Origin of the sequence: Croceibacterium sp. TMG7-5b_MA50 (assembly GCF_039830145.1) — a bacterium.
Lineage (GTDB): Bacteria > Pseudomonadota > Alphaproteobacteria > Sphingomonadales > Sphingomonadaceae > Croceibacterium.
This window is the reverse complement of sequence record NZ_CP156082.1, coordinates 2,753,732-2,771,587: the sequence shown is the minus strand read 5'-3', so window position 1 is coordinate 2,771,587 and position 17,856 is coordinate 2,753,732. Positions and strand designations below refer to the sequence as shown.

The 17,856-nt window shown below is 67.5% G+C and carries 13 protein-coding genes; 7 read left to right on the top strand and 6 right to left on the bottom strand.

Going from position 1 to position 17,856, the window contains the following annotated elements; genetic code table 11:
- Positions 1 to 34 precede the first annotated feature (34 nt).
- From V5740_RS12890 to rpoB, 3 genes are all read right to left on the bottom strand, one after another.
- Positions 35 to 1,147 carry an NADH:flavin oxidoreductase gene (locus V5740_RS12890; protein ID WP_347302875.1) on the bottom strand — a complete coding sequence of 371 codons (1,113 nt, stop codon included), beginning with the start codon at positions 1,145 to 1,147 and terminating at the stop codon, positions 35 to 37.
- A gap of 162 nt (positions 1,148 to 1,309) precedes the next feature.
- Positions 1,310 to 5,620: a DNA-directed RNA polymerase subunit beta' gene (gene rpoC, locus V5740_RS12885; RefSeq protein ID WP_347302874.1), complete on the bottom strand. Its 4,311-nt coding sequence runs from the start codon at positions 5,618 to 5,620 to the stop codon at positions 1,310 to 1,312.
- 70 nt (positions 5,621 to 5,690) lie between these two features.
- Entirely contained in the window at positions 5,691 to 9,872 is a 4,182-nt protein-coding gene (gene rpoB / locus V5740_RS12880) for a DNA-directed RNA polymerase subunit beta (protein WP_347302873.1), read from the bottom strand.
- A 341-nt stretch (positions 9,873 to 10,213) separates the two neighbouring features.
- Here rpoB and V5740_RS12875 point away from each other — a divergent pair, with 341 nt between their 5' ends.
- From V5740_RS12875 to rplL, 6 genes are all read left to right on the top strand, one after another.
- A complete protein-coding gene (locus V5740_RS12875) occupies positions 10,214 to 10,354 on the top strand; it encodes a hypothetical protein (RefSeq protein ID WP_347302872.1) in 141 nt (46 codons plus the stop codon).
- 21 nt (positions 10,355 to 10,375) lie between these two features.
- Positions 10,376 to 10,927 (top strand): DUF2975 domain-containing protein, encoded by a 552-nt coding sequence (locus tag V5740_RS12870; protein ID WP_347302871.1) that lies wholly within the window; start codon positions 10,376 to 10,378, stop codon positions 10,925 to 10,927.
- Complete coding sequence (locus V5740_RS12865; protein ID WP_347302870.1) at positions 10,927 to 11,151, top strand: helix-turn-helix transcriptional regulator; 225 nt, start codon at positions 10,927 to 10,929, stop codon at positions 11,149 to 11,151. The genes V5740_RS12870 and V5740_RS12865 overlap by 1 nt, the downstream gene beginning before the upstream one ends.
- A 73-nt stretch (positions 11,152 to 11,224) precedes the next feature.
- Positions 11,225 to 11,515, top strand: a complete 291-nt coding sequence (locus tag V5740_RS12860; protein WP_347302869.1) for a hypothetical protein — start codon at positions 11,225 to 11,227, stop codon at positions 11,513 to 11,515.
- A 321-nt stretch (positions 11,516 to 11,836) separates the two neighbouring features.
- Positions 11,837 to 12,352 (top strand): 50S ribosomal protein L10, encoded by a 516-nt coding sequence (gene rplJ / locus V5740_RS12855; protein ID WP_347302868.1) that lies wholly within the window; start codon positions 11,837 to 11,839, stop codon positions 12,350 to 12,352.
- A gap of 79 nt (positions 12,353 to 12,431) precedes the next feature.
- Positions 12,432 to 12,809, top strand: coding sequence for a 50S ribosomal protein L7/L12 (gene rplL / locus V5740_RS12850; protein ID WP_347302867.1), 378 nt, complete (start codon positions 12,432 to 12,434; stop codon positions 12,807 to 12,809).
- Between the two features lie 263 nt (positions 12,810 to 13,072).
- On the opposite strand, the gene V5740_RS12845 is transcribed toward rplL, so the two are convergent.
- Complete coding sequence (locus V5740_RS12845) at positions 13,073 to 14,362, bottom strand: RsmB/NOP family class I SAM-dependent RNA methyltransferase (RefSeq protein WP_347302866.1); 1,290 nt, start codon at positions 14,360 to 14,362, stop codon at positions 13,073 to 13,075.
- 53 nt (positions 14,363 to 14,415) lie between these two features.
- Between V5740_RS12845 and V5740_RS12840 the strand changes: the two genes are divergently transcribed.
- A complete protein-coding gene (locus tag V5740_RS12840; protein WP_347302865.1) occupies positions 14,416 to 14,577 on the top strand; it encodes a DUF1674 domain-containing protein in 162 nt (53 codons plus the stop codon).
- A 9-nt stretch (positions 14,578 to 14,586) separates the two neighbouring features.
- Here the strand turns inward: V5740_RS12840 and hemH are convergent, their stop codons facing one another.
- Both hemH and V5740_RS12830 read right to left on the bottom strand, forming a co-directional pair.
- Positions 14,587 to 15,609, bottom strand: coding sequence for a ferrochelatase (hemH, locus tag V5740_RS12835; protein ID WP_347302864.1), 1,023 nt, complete (start codon positions 15,607 to 15,609; stop codon positions 14,587 to 14,589).
- Positions 15,606 to 17,855 (bottom strand): molybdopterin cofactor-binding domain-containing protein, encoded by a 2,250-nt coding sequence (locus V5740_RS12830; RefSeq protein ID WP_347302863.1) that lies wholly within the window; start codon positions 17,853 to 17,855, stop codon positions 15,606 to 15,608. The genes hemH and V5740_RS12830 overlap by 4 nt, the downstream gene beginning before the upstream one ends.
- Position 17,856 lies beyond the last annotated feature (1 nt).

The following is a 17,856-nucleotide window of genomic DNA, read 5'->3' as shown; positions in this document are numbered from 1 at the left end:
GCACCCTACCCCCCGCCCGCCCCGCCGCCAAGCGTCAGGCGAGTTCCTTCAGCGCCGCCACGTCGAAGTCCCGCAGTTCGTCCGCCCGGTTGGCGCGGATCTTCTCCACCCAGTGTGGATCGGCCAGCAGCGCGCGGCCGACGGCGATCAGGTCGAACTCGTCCCGCTCCATGCGCGCGATCAGCCGGTCAAGCTCGGTCACCTGCGAACCTTCGCCCGCGAAGGAACCGAGGAACTCACCCGACAACCCGACGGAGCCGACGCTGATGGTCGGCAGGCCGGTCAGCTTCTTGGCCCAGCCGGCGAAGTTCAGGCCATCTTCGCCGTCCAGCTCCGGGAACTCCGGCTCCCAGAAACGCCGCTGCGAACAGTGCAGAATGTCGACGCCGGCATCCACCAGCGGTGCCAGCCACTGCTCCAGCTCCGCCGGATCATTGGCCAGTCGGGCAGTGTAATCCTGCTGCTTCCACTGGCTGAGGCGCAGGATGATCGGGAAGTCCGGCCCAACCGCGGCACGCGCCGCTGCCACGACCTCCGCGCCGAAGCGCGCACGCTCGCCAATGGTGGCGCCGCCAAACCGGTCGGTGCGCTGGTTGGTCGCCGCCCAGAAGAACTGGTCGATCAGGTAGCCGTGCGCCCCGTGCAGCTCCAGCGTATCGAAGCCCAGCCGCTGCGCATCGCCGGCCGCGCGGCCGAAGGCGGCGATCGTGTCGGCGACGGCCTCCTCGCTCATCGGCTCGCCGGCAGGATCGTTCGGACCATTGAGGCCGGACGGGCTGTCGAGCGGACCGCGCCGGTAATCAGGATCGCTGCTGGGCGTGCCCCCGGTGTGCCAAATCTGCGGCCCGATCCTGCCCCCGGCGGCGTGGACCTCATCCGCGACCACCTGCCATCCGGCAAGAGCGGCATCGCCATGGAAGTCCGGGATGTGCGGCAGGTTACGGCTGGATGGCCGGTCGATCACCGTGCCTTCCGTCAGGATCAGCCCGACATCCGCCTCCGCCCGGCGGCGATAATAGGCGGCGTTCGCCGGACCCGGCACGCCGTCGGGCGCCTTGTTGCGCGTCATCGGCGCCATGACGATGCGGTTGGCGAGTTCCAGCTTGGGGCTGCGGAACGGCTGAAACAGGACGGCGGTGTCGGTCATGCGGAAATCGGCTCCAGAAAGAATTACGTACCGAGCGGTATGTGGACCGTGGCCGCGCCGGATCAAGCGGTGGTGCAGCGCACAACCGCTTGGCCGGGGCAAAGAAAAACCCCGCCGGACCCAAAGGCCCGACGGGGTTGATCCTGGCCGCGGCTGCGACGCTTATTCGGCGTCGGGCTCGCTTTCAGGCGTCTCGTCGCTCTGGATCAGGTAGTCGCCGGCATCGGCATCGGTGCCATGCGTCTCCCCTTCCATCCGGGCCAGCGGATCGTCGCCGATCGCCGCCTCTTCACCCTGCAGCAGCTCGGCAGCGTGCTCCTCCTCCGCCGTATTGGCAGCGATCAGAGCCTCCTGCGCCCGCTTCCACTGCGCACGGATGGCGGCATCACGGCTGGTGGCGGTGACCCGCAGTCGATTCATGCCCGCACCGGTACCGGCAGGGATGAGGCGTCCGACGATCACGTTCTCCTTCAGACCGTTCAGCATGTCCTTCTTCCCTTCGACCGCCGCCTGCGTCAGCACGCGGGTGGTCTCCTGGAACGACGCGGCCGAGATGAACGACCGTGTCTGCAGGCTCGCCTTCGTGATGCCCAGCAGGATGGGGAAGCCAGCCGCCGGCGCCTTACCCTTGGGCAGGCCGGCATTGACCTCCAGCATCTCCGCCAGGTCAAGCTGCTCGCCCGGCAGCAGGGTGGTGTCGCCACCATCGCTGATCTCGACCTTTTGCAGCATCTGGCGAACGATCACCTCGATGTGCTTGTCGTTGATCTTCACGCCCTGCAGACGATAGACCTCCTGAATCTCGTTCACCAGGTACTCGGCCAGCGCCTCGACACCCAGCACTTCCAGGATGTCGTGCGGATCGGGGGAGCCCGAGATCAGCGTATCGCCCTTGCGGACCATGTCGCCTTCCTGGACGTCGATCACCTTGGTCTTGGGGATCAGGTATTCCACCGGATCGCCCTCTTCCGGGATGATCGCGATCTTGCGCTTCGCCTTGTAGTCGCGGACGAATTCCACCCGGCCGCTGATCTTGGCGATGATCGCGTTGTCCTTGGGCTTCCGCGCCTCGAACAGTTCGGCCACGCGCGGCAGACCGCCGGTGATGTCACGGGTCTTGGCGGCTTCACGGCTGGCACGCGCCAGGATGTCGCCCGCCTCGACCTGCTGCCCGTCCTCGACCGACATGGTGGTGCCGGGCGCCAGCATGTAGCGCGCAGCCTCCGTTTCGCCACCTGCCTCGTTCAGCAGGGTCAGGCGCGGACGCAGGTCCTCCTTCTTGGAACGGCCGGCCGCCCGGTACTCGATCACCACGCGCTGGGCGATGCCGGTGGCATCGTCCACCCGCTCTTCCAGCGTCTTGCCTTCCACCAGGTCCTGATACCGGACGATACCGGCGGTTTCCGTGATGATCGGCAGGGTGAACGGGTCCCACTCGGCCAGGCGATCGCCTTCCTTCACGGTCCCGCCGTTCTCGTGCATCAGCACGGTACCGTAGGGCACGCGGTGGATGGCGCGCTCGCGACCCTCGGCGTCGATCACCGCGATCTCGCCATTGCGGGCCAACGACAGCCGACGGCCGCGCTTGTCCGTGATGGTCGGGATGTCGCGATACTCCACGCGGCCGTCGCTGATCGATTCCAGATGGCTGGTCTCGTTCACCTGTGCCGCGCCACCGATGTGGAACGTACGCATGGTCAGCTGCGTGCCGGGCTCGCCGATGGACTGCGCCGCGATGACGCCGACCGCCTCGCCGATGTTCACCGGCGTACCACGGGCCAGGTCACGGCCGTAGCAGGTGGCGCACACGCCGACCTTCGCCTCGCACACCAGCGGCGACCGGATCTTCGCCACCTGCACCTCGGCATCCTCGATGATCTTCACCATCGGTTCGTCCAGCAGGGTGCCGGCCTTGGCGATCACCTCTCCGGTGGTGGCGTTGACGATGTCCTCGCCCACGGTGCGCCCCAGGATACGCTCCGCTAGGGAGGCGATCACGCTGCCACCCTGGATGATGCCGCGCATCTCCAGCAGGCGTTCGGTGCCGCAATCGATCTCGCCGATGACGCAATCCTGCGACACGTCGACGAGGCGGCGCGTCAGGTAGCCGGAGTTCGCCGTCTTCAACGCCGTGTCCGCCAGCCCCTTGCGGGCGCCGTGGGTGGAGTTGAAGTATTCAAGGACGGTCAGGCCCTCCTTGAAGTTGGAGATGATCGGCGTCTCAATGATCTCGCCCGAAGGCTTCGCCATCAGGCCGCGCATGCCGGCGAGCTGCTTCATCTGCGCCGGCGAACCACGCGCCCCCGAATGGCTCATCATGTAGATCGAGTTGATCGGCTTCTGCCGGCCATTCTCGTCCAGCGGCGCCGCGCGGATCTCGTCCATCATGGCGTTCGCCACCTGGTCGCCGCAACGGCTCCAGGCGTCGATCACCTTGTTGTACTTCTCCTGCTGCGTGATGAAGCCGTCCTGGTACTGCTGCTCGTAATCGGCAACCAGCGCCTTGGTCTCGTCCACCAGCTGCACCTTGCTGTCGGGGATGATCATGTCATCCTTGCCGAAGCTGATGCCGGCCTTGAACGCGTTGCGGAAGCCCAGCGCCATGATGGCGTCGGCGAACAGCACCGTGTCCTTCTGGCCGGTGTGGCGATACACCTGGTCGATCACGTCGCCGATCTCCTTCTTGGTCAGAAGGCGATTAATGACGCTGTAGGGCACCCGGTGGCTCTTGGGCAGGCACTCGCCGATCAGCATGCGACCGGGCGTGGTTTCCACGCGGGCCATGTACTGCTTGCCCTTCTCGTCGGTCTGCGGAACGCGGCTGACGATCTTGGTGTGCAGCGTGACCGCGCCGACATGCAGCGCCTGGTGCACCTCTGCCAGGTCCGCCAGCACGCTACCTTCGCCCGGCTCGCCTTCGCGGTCCATCGAGAGGTAGTACAGTCCCAGCACCATGTCCTGTGAAGGCACGATGATTGGCTTGCCGTTCGCGGGGCTGAGGATGTTGTTGGTCGACATCATCAGCACGCGCGCTTCCAGCTGCGCTTCGAGCGACAGAGGAACGTGAACGGCCATCTGGTCGCCGTCGAAGTCGGCGTTGAAGGCGGAGCAGACCAGCGGGTGCAGCTGGATCGCTTTGCCCTCGATCAGCACCGGCTCGAACGCCTGAATGCCCAAACGGTGGAGCGTGGGCGCGCGGTTCAGCAGCACCGGGTGCTCGCGGATCACCTCGTCCAGGATGTCCCAGACTTCCTTGCGCTCCTTCTCGACCCACTTCTTGGCCTGCTTCAGGGTCATCGACAGACCCTTGGCGTCGAGGCGCGCGTAGATGAACGGCTTGAACAGCTCCAACGCCATCTTCTTGGGCAGGCCGCACTGGTGCAGCTTCAGCTCCGGCCCGGTCACGATAACTGAACGGCCCGAGTAGTCGACGCGCTTGCCCAGCAGGTTTTGGCGGAAACGGCCCTGCTTGCCCTTCAGCATGTCGCTGAGCGACTTCAGCGGACGCTTGTTGGCACCGGTGATGACGCGGCCGCGACGGCCGTTGTCGAACAGCGCGTCGACCGCCTCCTGCAGCATGCGCTTCTCGTTACGCACGATGATGTCGGGCGCGCGCAGTTCCATCAGCCGCTTCAGGCGGTTGTTGCGGTTGATGACGCGGCGGTACAGGTCGTTGAGGTCGGACGTCGCAAACCGGCCGCCGTCCAGCGGGACCAGCGGGCGCAGTTCGGGCGGGATGACCGGCACGACCTCCAGAATCATCCATTCCGGACGGTTGCCGGAATCGATGAAGCTTTCGACGACCTTCAGCCGCTTGATGATCTTCTTGGGCTTGAGCGTCGACTTGGTGGTCTCCAGCTCCCCCAGCAGGTCCTTGCGCTCCTGCTCCAGGTCCAGGTCCATCAGCATGGTCTTGACCGCCGCCGCGCCGATATCGGCGGTGAAGGCGTCCTCGCCATACTCGTCCTGCGCGTCGAGCAGCTCGTCCTCGGACAGCAGCTGGAACTTCTCCAGCGGCGTCAGGCCAGGTTCCGTGACGATATACGCCTCGAAGTACAGGACCCGCTCAAGCTGCTTCAGCTGCATGTCGAGCAGCAGGCCGATGCGGCTCGGCAGCGACTTCAGGAACCAGATGTGCGCAACGGGCGCGGCCAGCTCGATATGGCCCATGCGCTCGCGGCGGACCTTGGTGACGGTCACCTCGACGCCGCACTTCTCGCACACCACGCCCTTGTACTTCATGCGCTTGTACTTGCCGCACAGGCACTCGTAATCCTTCACGGGACCGAAGATGCGCGCGCAGAACAGGCCGTCACGCTCGGGCTTGAACGTGCGGTAGTTGATCGTCTCCGGCTTCTTGATCTCGCCGAAGGACCAGGACCGGATCTTCTCCGGGCTGGCGATGCCGATCTGGATCTGGTCGAACGTCTCGGGCTTGGCCAGCTGGTTCGTGAATTTGGTCAGTTCATTCATCTGTTTTCATCCCATGAGGGGGAAAATCTTGGGACAGCGGCGGGCGGCATCGCTGCCGCCCGGCCACCTGTCACTCCGCCGCGATCTGCAGGCCGTCGTCATCCTCGCCCTCGTCCATGGAGGCGAGTTCGACGTTAAGACCCAGCGAGCGCATCTCCTTGACGAGCACGTTGAAGCTTTCGGGAATGCCGGCCTCGAACGTGTCGTCGCCCTTGACGATCGCCTCGTACACCTTGGTTCGGCCGACCACGTCGTCGGACTTCACCGTCAGCATTTCCTGCAGCGTGTAGGCCGCACCGTATGCCTGCAGCGCCCACACCTCCATCTCGCCGAAGCGCTGGCCGCCGAACTGCGCCTTGCCGCCCAGCGGCTGCTGGGTGACGAGCGAGTAGGGGCCGATGGAACGCGCGTGGATCTTGTCGTCCACCAGGTGATGCAGCTTCAGCATGTAGATGATGCCCACGGTAACGGGGCGATCGAACGCCTCGCCGGTGCGGCCATCATACAGCGTCGACTGGCCGGACGAGGCATAGCCCGCCTTGATCAGCATGTCGGACACGTCCTGTTCCCGCGCGCCGTCGAACACCGGTGTGCCCATCGGGACGCCAGTGCGCAGGTTGCCGGCCAGTTCCACCACCTCGGCCGTGGAACGGCTGTCGAGGTCTTCATGGTACTGGTCGCCATAGATGTCCTTCAGCCGGTCCACGATGGCCGCCGGCGGGGGCGCCGCCTGCGGGTCGGGATTGGCCTCGCGCCAATCGTCCAGCATCCGGCTGATCTCCATGCCCAGGCCGCGGGCGGCGAAGCCCAGGTGGGTTTCGAAGATCTGGCCGACATTCATGCGCGACGGCACGCCCAGCGGGTTCAGCACCAGGTCCACATGGGTGCCGTCCTCCAGGAACGGCATGTCCTCGATCGGCAGGATGCGGCTGATGACGCCCTTGTTGCCGTGACGGCCGGCCATCTTGTCGCCCGGCTGCAGCTTGCGCTTCACCGCGACGAACACCTTGACCATTTTCAGCACGCCCGGCGCCAGCTCGTCGCCGCGCTCCAGCTTCTCCTTGCGGTCCTCGAACTTGTCCTTGATGCGCTTCACGGCCTCATCATACTGGCCCTTCACCGCCTCAAGCTGCGCCTGCACGTTGTCGTCGGCCACCGCGAACTTGAACCAGTCGTGGCGGTCGACACCGTCCAGCAGCGCACCGTCGATCGCGGTACCCTTCTTGATGCCCTTGGGCGCCGCCGCGGCGACCTGCCCGTCCAGCATCTCGCGCAGACGATTGTAGGTGGCGCGGTTCAGGATGCCGCGCTCGTCCTCGCTGTCCTTCTTGAGACGTTCGATCTCCTCGTTCTGGATCGCGCGGGTACGGTCGTCGATCTCGATGCCGTGGCGGTTGAACACCCGCACCTCGACAATCGTGCCGGACACGCCCGGCGGAAGGCGCAGCGAGGTGTCGCGCACGTCGCTCGCCTTTTCGCCGAAGATGGCGCGTAGCAGCTTCTCTTCCGGCGTCATCGGGCTTTCGCCCTTGGGCGTGATCTTGCCCACCAGGATGTCGCCCGGATGCACTTCGGCGCCGATATAGACGATGCCCGCCTCGTCGAGGTTGCGCAGCGCTTCCTCGCCCACGTTCGGGATGTCGCGGGTGATGTCCTCCGGCCCCAGCTTCGTGTCGCGGGCCATCACCTCGAACTCCTCGATATGGATCGAGGTGAAGACGTCGTCCTTCACGATCCGCTCGGAGATCAGGATGGAGTCCTCGTAGTTGTAGCCGTTCCACGGCATGAACGCGACGAGGCTGTTGCGACCCAGCGCCAGCTCGCCGAGATCGGTCGAGGGACCGTCGGCGATGATGTCGCCCTGCGACACCACGTCACCCACCTTCACCAGTGGACGCTGGTTGATGCAGGTGTTCTGGTTCGATCGCTGGAACTTCTGCAGCGTGTAGATGTCGACGCCCGGATTGGTCGTGTCGACCTCCCCGCTGGCGCGAATCACGATGCGGGTCGCATCCACCTGATCGACCACGCCCGACCGGGTGGCGGAGATCGCCGCGCCGGAATCGCGCGCGACGGTCTCTTCCATGCCGGTGCCGACGAAGGGCGCTTCCGCCTTCACCAGCGGCACAGCCTGACGCTGCATGTTGGAGCCCATCAGCGCGCGGTTAGCGTCGTCGTTCTCCAGGAACGGGATCAGCGATGCGGCGACCGAAACCAGCTGCTTGGGCGACACGTCCATCAGCGTGACCTGCTCGCGCGGGCTCATCGCGAATTCGCCGTTCTGGCGGGTGGACACCAGGTCCTCCACGAAGCCGCCATCGCCGTTCAGCTCGGCCGAGGCCTGTGCGACGGTGTGGCGCTGCTCCTCCATCGCCGACAGGTACTTGACCTCGCCGGTGACGCGGTTGCCCTCGACCAGGCGGTACGGTGTCTCGATGAAGCCGTACTTGTTGACGCGGGCGAAGGTCGACAGCGAGTTGATCAGGCCGATGTTCGGGCCTTCCGGCGTTTCGATCGGGCAGATGCGGCCATAATGCGTCGGGTGAACGTCGCGCACCTCGAAGCCGGCGCGCTCACGCGTCAGACCACCCGGCCCAAGCGCCGAGACACGGCGCTTGTGCGTCACTTCGGACAGCGGGTTGGTCTGGTCCATGAACTGCGACAGCTGTGACGAGCCGAAGAACTCGCGCACCGCGGCAACCGCCGGCTTCGCGTTGATCAGGTCGTTCGGCATGACGGTGCTGACGTCGACGCTCGACATCCGCTCCTTAACCGCACGCTCCATGCGCAGCAGGCCGACGCGGTACTGGTTCTCCAGCAGCTCGCCAACGGAACGCACGCGACGGTTGCCGAGGTTGTCGATGTCGTCGACCTCGCCCTTGCCGTCCTTCAGGTCGACCAGCTCCTTCACCACGGCAAGGATATCCTCCTTGCGCAGCGTGGTGACGGTGTCCTCGGCATCGAGACCCAAGCGCATGTTCAGCTTGACGCGGCCCACGGCCGACAGGTCGTAGCGCTCGCCATCGAAGAACAGGCCTTCGAACAGAGCCTCGGCCGTCTCCTTCGTCGGCGGCTCGCCGGGGCGCATCACCTTGTAGATGGCTTCCAGGCCCTCGTCGCGGTTCTCCGCCTTGTCGGCCTGCATGGTGTTGCGGATCCACGCGCCGGTGCTGACGTGGTCGATATCCAGCAGCTCCAGCTGGTCGATGCCGGCAGCGTCCAGCTTTTCGAGGTTCTCCGGCGAAACTTCCTCGCCCGCCTCGATGTAGATGCGGCCGGTGCTCTCGTTGATGAGGTCGCGCGCGGAATAGCGGCCGAACACCTCTTCCGTCGGGATCAGCAGCGTCTCCAGACCATCCTTGGCCGCCTTGTTGGCGGCACGGGGGCTGACCTTCTGGTTGGCGGGGAACACCTCCTCGCCCGTCTTGGCATCCACCAGCGGGAAGGTCGGCTTCTGGCCGCGCCAGGCTTCCGCCACGAAGGGAATCTGCCAGCCGCTGGGGCCGCGCTTCCACGTCACGGTCTGATAGAAGTGGTTGAGGATATCCTCGCCATCCATGCCCAACGCATAGAGCAGCGCCGTTACCGGCAGCTTGCGCTTGCGGTCGATACGGACGTTGACGATGTCCTTGGCGTCGAACTCGAAATCCAGCCACGAACCGCGATATGGGATCACGCGCGCGGCGAACAGGAACTTGCCGCTGCTGTGCGTCTTGCCGCGGTCATGGTCGAACAGCACGCCCGGCGAACGGTGCATCTGGCTGACGATCACGCGCTCCGTGCCGTTGACGATGAACGTGCCGTTCTCTGTCATCAGCGGCATGTCGCCCATGTACACGTCCTGCTCCTTGATATCGAGCACGGAGCGGGTCTCAGTCTCGGCATCCACCTCGAACACGATCAGCCGCAGCGTCACCTTCATCGGCGCGGCATAGGTGATGCCGCGCTGGCGGCATTCGGTGGTGTCGTACTTGGGGTCTTCCAGCTCGTAGTGGACGAAGTCCAGTTCCGCCGTGCCGGCGAAGTCGCGGATCGGGAACACCGAGCGCAGGGTCTTCTCCAGACCCGAGACATAGCCGATCGACGCGTCGGAGCGCAGGAACTGCTCGTAGCTTTCGCGCTGCACCTCGATCAGGTTCGGCATCTGCACCACTTCGTGGATGTCGCCGAAAATCTTGCGGATGCGCTTCTTCTTGCTGGCGATCGTGGTGCCGGTGCTGGTGCCGGTCGCCTCGGAGAAGTCGGTGGCCATGAAGGGTGGTGCCTCTTCGGATAAAGCCGGCACGCTTGCGCCGGCAGATGAATCTTGCTGGCGGGGACGCGAGACGCACGGAAGGCCGCCCGGCGACTCACCCCCATGGGATGGTCGTGGCAGCACTGGCTTCGTCTCACGGGGTGCCGGATGTCCATCCATCGCACAGGCCCCCGCGCAAGGCCCGGCTTTCTCGAAGCTGTCCGGCAGAGGGCGCATATAAGGGGAGTCCCGCAGGTGGTCAACCATCCGGCCCGATCCCGGCATTGGCTACGGCGACATATCGAAAAGCAATATTATTGATTGACGATATGCCCGACCTGACGTATCGATAAACAACAATGACATTGCCGGAGATCGATATGAACCTGTCTATTCGCCATACCGGCGCGGCACTTGCCGCCCTGCTCATCGCCACCATTGCGCTGCTGCCTGCATCCGCCGCCCAGCCCCTGCTTGCCGCCGCCCCGCTGCTCGCCTGATCGCCCGAGGGAGTAATGACCATGTCCATCCGTCAGATCGATCCACTGCTCGCGATCGCCAATGCCATCGTCCTGCTGTTCCAGGCGGCGCTGGTGCTGGCCACTGCGGCCCTCCTCATCGCCCTTCCCGCGGTCCAGTTCTTCTGGGATGACATCATCGCCGGCGTCCGGACCGAGATGGCGGATCCTGCATTCGTGCTGCCGCTGGTGCCGGTCACGGCGCTGTTGATCATGGCGCTAGGGATCGTGGTGCTGCTGTTCCTGTTCCTTCAGAACCTTCGCCGGATCATTCGCACGGTCGGGCAGGGTGATCCTTTCGTGCCGGCAAATGCCGATCGCCTGACCGGGATGGCGTGGATCATGCTGGGGGCCGAGATGCTCAGCCTGTTCATGATGGGCGTCGGCTACCGCCTGGTGTCCATGCTGCCGGCGACCGACGCGGACCCGGTGCAGGCGGATCATGGTTTCGGCCTGGATTTCAGCGGCCCGATCCTGATCCTCACCCTGTTCATCCTCGCCCGCGTGTTCCGCCAAGGTGCCGCGATGCGCGCCGACCTTGAAGGAATCGTGTGATGCCGGCGGAAGAAGGAGGGAACATCGTGGTGAAGCTCGACGACCTGCTGCACGCCCGCCGCATGACACTGACGGAACTCAGCGAGCGGATCGGCTTGACGCTCGCCAACCTGTCGATCCTGAAGACCGGCAAGGCCAAGGCGATCCGCTTCTCCACGCTGGAGGCGATCTGCCGCGAGCTGGAATGCCAGCCCGGCGACATCCTGGGCTACGACCGGCACTGAGGAGGAGCGTCCGCCGGAACTACTGCTTTTGCAATATGTTGTATCAGCTTCAAAGCAGTGGGGACTAGAAGACATGACGAAGCTGATCCTATGCGCGCTCCCGCTCGCCCTTGGCCTGGCCGCCTGTGACGGCCCGGCGGAACAGGCAGGCGAGGAGATCGACAACATCAACAATGTGAACGGCCAGGCCGAAGCTACGGGCGAGGTCATCGACCGCCAGCTGGAAGCACAGGGCGAGATGATCGACGAAGCCTCCGAACGGCTGGACGAGCGGGCCGATGCGCTAGAGGATACGAACCCGGCCGCCGCCCAGCGGATGGAGAACGAGGCGGAGGTCCTGGAGGACCAGGCCGACAAGATGTAAAGGCAGCCCGCCTGCCATGCCGCGGCTTGACGTTTGCCGCCGGCACGCTAAAGGCCCGCCCCGATCCGGCGGGCCTTTTCGCGTCCACCGAATCGACCGTCCGAGACAGCTGGTGGGGTTCGCCCCTTAATTGCCAGCCGAGATGGGGAACAGGATCATACCGGGTCATCGCACCCGTTCGCGCCATCGGTTCCACCGTGGCGTCTCCTTCCCTTGTCGCAACGGACCCGCCCCGTGCCGCCCTGGCGGTGCGGGACAACGCAGCCGGTCGCCCGGCGGGCCGTCGTGTCCGCCGTGCAGCCACAAGTGAAGGAGTAAGGCATGGATCGCTCGCAGAAAGCCGATTCGGTCGCCCAGCTCAGCGAAGTCTTCGGCGAGGCCGGCGTGGTGGTGATCACCCGCAACCTCGGCCTGTCGGTCGCGCAGTCGACCGTACTGCGCACGAAGATGCGTGAAGTGGGTGCGACCTATAAGGTGGCGAAGAACAGCCTCGCCAAGCTCGCCATCAAGGATACCGACTATTCGGGTCTGGACAGCTTCCTGTCCGGCCCGACCGCGATCTCCTACTCGACCGATCCGGTCGCCGCGGCGAAGGCCGTGGTCGACTTTGCCAAGAGCACGGACAAGATCGAGATCGTCGGCGGTTCCATGGGCGCGCAGGTGCTCGACCCCGAAGGTGTGAAGGCGCTCGCCTCCATGCCGTCGCTGGACGAGCTGCGGGGCACGATCATCGGCCTGGTGCAGGCACCGGCGACCAAGATCGCCCAGCTGACCACCGCGCCCGCCGCCAAGCTTGCCCGCGTCTTTGCCGCCTATGGCGACAAGGAAGCCGCGTAAGCCGCGACACCAATGCGAATATCCACGGGCACGGCGATAGGCCGGCCCGTGGGGCAACCTTATCGAACGGAGTATTATCATGGCCGATATCGCCAAGATCGTTGAAGACCTGTCCGCCCTGACCGTGCTGGAAGCTGCCGAGCTCGCCAAGGCGCTGGAAGAAGCATGGGGCGTTTCCGCCGCTGCCGCCGTTGCCGTGGCCGCCCCGGCCGCCGGTGGCGCCGGTGCCGCTGCTGAGGAAGAGAAGACCGAGTTCGACGTCGTCCTGACCGGCGACGGCGGCAAGAAGATCCAGGTCATCAAGGAAGTCCGCGCCATCACCGGCCTGGGCCTGACCGAAGCCAAGGCGCTGGTCGAAGGCGCGCCCAAGCCGATCAAGGAAGGCGTGAACAAGGCCGAGGCCGAGGACATCAAGGCCAAGATCGAAGCCGCCGGCGGCACGATTGAGCTGAAGTAATCGGCCTGGCGCCGGCCCTGCACAAGGGCCGGCCCGGTTCAGGAAAAGGGCGGCACCCCGTGGGGTTGCCGCCCTTTTTCATGGGCGTCGGCGATCCGTCCGTGCTGGAAGTTGACACTAAGTTGACACCTCCCACGCCTGCCGGCGGCAGGCGGAATGACACGCCGGACGGGTCGGGATCCGGACTGCTGGAGGGGGTGGCGAGGCATACCCCGCGCGATGACAGATGCGCGCCGTGTAGGACAGCGCTGCCTTGTGGCTACTTACCCAGTGGCCGCTACCCCGCCCGCCCGCCAGCGCGCGACGAAGAAGCCGTCCATGCCACCCTGGTCTGACAGCAGCGCCGGATGGGTGCGGACCCAGCCTTCTGCGGTGGGCGAGACACCGGCGGGCAGTTCGTCCGCGGTGACCGGCACCGCCTGCAGCGAGATGCGCGGGGCCTGCGCCTCGCCCTCCTCCCGCTCCAGCGAGCAGACGGCGTAGACCAGCGTGCCGCCGGGCTTCAGCCAGCCGGCGGCGCGGTCGAGCAGCTTCGCCTGCAGGTCCACCATGCCTTCGATCTGCTGCGGGCTGACGCGGTGCAGCACGTCGGGGTGGCGGCGGGCGGTGCCGGTTGCGGTGCAGGGCGCGTCGAGCAAGATGGCGTCGAACGGCTCCTCCGGCGTCCAGTCGAGGGCGTTCGCCACCACGATCTTCGCCCACAGGCCCAGACGCGCGCAATTGTCGCCCAGCAGGCCCAGTCGGCGGCGGCTGATGTCGAGGGCGGTCACCTCCCACCCCTGCGCCAGCAATTGCAACGTCTTGCCACCCGGCGCGGCGCACAAGTCGAGTGCGCGCCGCCCGTCACCCGCACCCAACAGGCGCGCGGGGATGGAGGCCGCGAGGTCCTGCACCCACCATGCCCCTTCGGCAAAGCCGGGCAGCGTTTCCACCGCGCTGCCGCGCGGCAGGCGGACATGGCCGGGGGCGAGGCTGGTGCCGCCAAGCCGTTCGGTCCACTCGCCGGTCGCGGCGGGATCGCGCAGCGTCAGGTCGAGCGGCGGCGGGACGGCGAGACCTGCGGCGATCGCCGGGGCGCGGCTGCCCCACCGCTCCGCCACCAGCGGCGGCAAGGTGGGCACGTCGGGCAGAGCGGCGCCCTGTCGCACCAACGCGCCGAACACGCCATGCGCCAGCCGCCGTGGCCCGCCCGCCAGCAGGTCCAGCCCGGTCGCCACCACCGCATGGGGCGGCGTGCCCAATCGCAGCCATTGCGCCAGCATCAGGCGGAGCACACCGCGCGCCTTGGCATCGTCGGCCAGCCGCAGCCGGGTCGCGCTGTCGATCAGCGCATCGAGATCGACCATCCAGCGCAGCGTCTCCCCGGCGATGGCGCGGGCGAGTGCCCGGTCGGCCGGCGCCTGCACCCCGCGCAGGGCGCCCGCCTCCGCCTGATCAAGCGTCTCGCCACGGCGCAGCACGGCATCGAGCAGCTTCAGCGCGGCGCGGCGCGCGGGCAGGCCGGCGGCGGGAGGATTGTTGCTGCGGTTCTCTTGAGTGGGGCTTTGGGCCATGGCACCCCCTAATGGCCCTTGCGCGTCAGGGCCAGTCGTCCCAACTGCTTCATATGACAGAGCGTGCCACCCAGCGACCCGACAGCTTCGCCAAGCCCGCTTACTGGAGCGACGCCCCGCCCCCGGCCCCCAAGCCAGGCACTGAGCATGACGAGCTGAGCCCGACCCGGTATGGCGACTGGGTCAAGGACGGGATCGCGATCGACTTCTCCTGATCCGCCCGGTTACAGCCAGCCGGACAGCTCGCGCCTGACGAGCGCCTCCAGCATGGCCATGCCGGGCGAGCCGGCATTGAGGCAGTCGAGCGCATGGAACTGCTCGCCGCCAGCCGCCATGAATTGCTCCCGCCCGCGGATCGCCAACTCCTCCAGCGTTTCCAGGCAATCGGCGGCGAAGCCGGGCGCGGCGATGGCGAGGCGCCTGGTTCCGGCCTTCCCTTCCGCCGCCAGCACATTATCCGTCGCCGGTTCCAGCCATTTGGCCCGGCCGAAGCGCGACTGGAAAGTGGTGACGCAGCGCAAGGCTGGGCGGGCCAGCGCCGCCTCCAGCAGGCGTGCGGTCTTGCGGCAGTGGCAATGGTAGGGGTCGCCCAGCTCCAGCGTGCGTTGCGGCATGCCGTGGAAGCTCAGCAGCAATACCTCCGGCACGAACTCCAGCGCGTCCAGCTGCCGTCCGAGATCCTGCGCCAGCGCATCGATGTAGAGCGGGTCGTCATGGTAGGGCGGCAGGGTGCGCAGCGCAGGTTGCCAACGCATCGTCCGCAGCTTGTCCGCAGCCTTGTCCACAACCGTGGCGGTCGTGGCGGCGCAATATTGCGGGTACATCGGCGCGAGCAGGATCCGCTCGCACCCCGCATCGTGCAGCCGCTGCAGCTCCGCCGCGATCGCCGGCCGGCCATAACGCATGGCCCAGGCGACCTGCACCGCGTCACCCAGCGCCTGCTGCAACCGGCTCGCCTGGTCGGCGGTGATCGCCGCCAGCGGCGATCCCGCCTCCGTCCATACCTGCTGGTAGGCATGCGCGCTCTTCTTCGGCCGGGTGGTCAGGATCACGCCGCGCAGGATCGGCTGCCAGGCGATCGGCGGGATCTCCACCACGCGCCGGTCCGATAGGAACTCCGCCAGGTAGCGGCGGACCGACGGGGTGTCGGGCGCGTCGGGGGTACCGAGATTGACCAGCAGCACGCCGATGCGGCCGGTGCGGACAGGCGGGTGAGCGGGGGGCAGCGATTGCGGCTGGAGCGTCATGTTGTGCTCCCTACCAGCGGCAGGGCACGCAGGCGATTGCCAGTGGCGGCGAACAGCGCGTTGGCGATGGCCGGCGCGACCGGCGCCACCGGCAGCTCTCCAGGGTCGAACGGGTGCCCGTCGCTTTCCAGCAGGTCGATGCCGATCTCCGGGCATTCGGCCAGCCGCGGCAGGCCGAGGTCCCGCAGCCGCCCCTGCCGCACGACGCCCCCTTCGTAGGAGAGGGCAGAGCCGAGCGCGAGGCCGAGGCCGTAGAGCAGCCCGCCCTCGATCTGCTGCAGGGCGATATCGCGGTTGATGACCCGGCCGATCTCGACCGAGGCGGCGAGGCGCGTGACGTGGCCGCCACCGGGCGCCACGCTGGCGACCAGCGCGATGCGCCCGCTGGCGGGCCCGAGCTGCATGCGATGGCAGGCCAGGCCCATCCGGCTGCCGGGTGCGCCGCCATCCCACCCGGCCAGTCGCGCGGCGCGCTGCAGGCACAGTGCCAGCCGTGGATCGTCGCCCAGCAGCGCGATGCGGAACGACAGCGGCTCCCGCCCGGCGGCGCGGGCCAGTTCGTCCATGAAGCTCTCGACGGCGAAGCAGGTGATCCCGTCGGCATTGCCGCGCAGGCGGCCAGCGGGCAGCGGCAGGGTGACGGGCACATGTTCCACCAGGGCATGCCCGGCGCGATAGGGCGGCAGCAGGCCGGTGCAGGCGAGCGGATCGGCACGCCCCGCGGCCGCCTCGCGTGCAGCCCAGGCGGTGCGGTTCTCCAGCAGGCGCTCCCCGAATTCCAGCGCCGCCGGCGGCGTGGCGATGCGGGCGGCGAAGCTTGCCAGCGTACCATCCGGCCCGAGCCGGGCGGTCAGCGCGATGGCGGCGGGTGGACGTGGACGGGTGCGCAGCTGTTCCTGCCAGCGGCTCCAGGTCAGTTGCACCGGGCGGCCGACCGCCTGCGCGATCACCGCCGCCTCCACCGCATGCTCATGCTCCAGCCGCCGGTCGAAGCTGCCGCCCGCGGGCATGGGATAGAGGACCGTCCGGCCGAGCGACACGCCCACCGCCTTCGCCGCGGCGGCGCGCGCCTGCTCCGGCGCCTGGGTCGCCAGCCACAGTTCCAGCCGGCCATCGGCCAGCCGCGCGGTGCAGCTGGCGGTCTCCACCGTGCCATGCGCGGCAGGCGCGATGTCGTAGCGGTGGGCCAGCGTCGGGCGGCCGGCGGACGCTTCAGCGGCGCCGCGGGCGGCGACCTCCTGCCCCTCCCCTTCGCGCAAGGCGGTGTCGAGGAGTTGCGCGATCCGCCCGCTGTCCACCGGATCCTCGGCGCGGAAGCGGGGCGCCATGGCGGCGAGCGCCGCCTCCGCGCTCCACCAGTCGCGCGCGACCACGGCCAGCCAGCGGCGGTTCGCGACCACGCCGACGATTCCCGGCACGTTCGCGGCGGCCGCGCGGTCGAAGCTGCCCAGCGCCGCCCGGTCCAGCGGACCATGGCGGATGGCCGCATGCAGCATGCCCGGCAGGCGCACGTCGCCGGCGAACAGCCAGCTGCCATCGACCTTCGCCGGCGCGTCCAGCCGGGGGAAGGCAGTCGGCTCCCCCGCCGGGGTGGGGTCGGTCGGCGGTTCCGCCCGCAAGGGAGGCGGGTCCGGCGGGCTGAGTTCCGCCGCCCGATCGGCCAGCGCGCCGAAGCCGATACGGCGCCCTTCGTGCGTGACGAAGCCGTCCGCCGCCTCGCACTCCTCCCACGCGACCTTCCACCGCTCCGCTGCGGCCATGCACAGCAGGGCGCGCGCGGCGGCGGCGGCATCGCGCAGCGGCTGCTCGTAGGCGGGAAGCGAGGTCCCCTCCGCCGTGGCGGTGAAGCGGTGGGTGCGCGCCCAGCGGCGCAGCAGGGCATCGTCAGGCGATCGTGCCAGCGCTGGTACAAGCGGGTCGCGCAGCGGGATCCAGCGCGCCGCCAGCGGCAGGTTGGCGTAGCCGGCGCTGACCGGCGCGGGCTCCACCGCGACCTGCCGCCAGTCCGCGCCCAGTTCCTGCGCCGCGATCTGCGCCAGCAGGGTGGTGATGCCCTGCCCCATCTCCAGCTGCGGGATGGCGACGGTGACGATTCCGTGCCGGTCGATCTTCAGCCACAGGCCGAACACCGCCTCCCCATCACGGCCGGGCAGCGGCGGCAGGTGATCGCGGTCGAGCAATTGCCAGGCGAGCAGCAGCCCGCCGCCGGCCGCCGCGCCGCCGATCAGCTGCCGCCGGGTCACCATC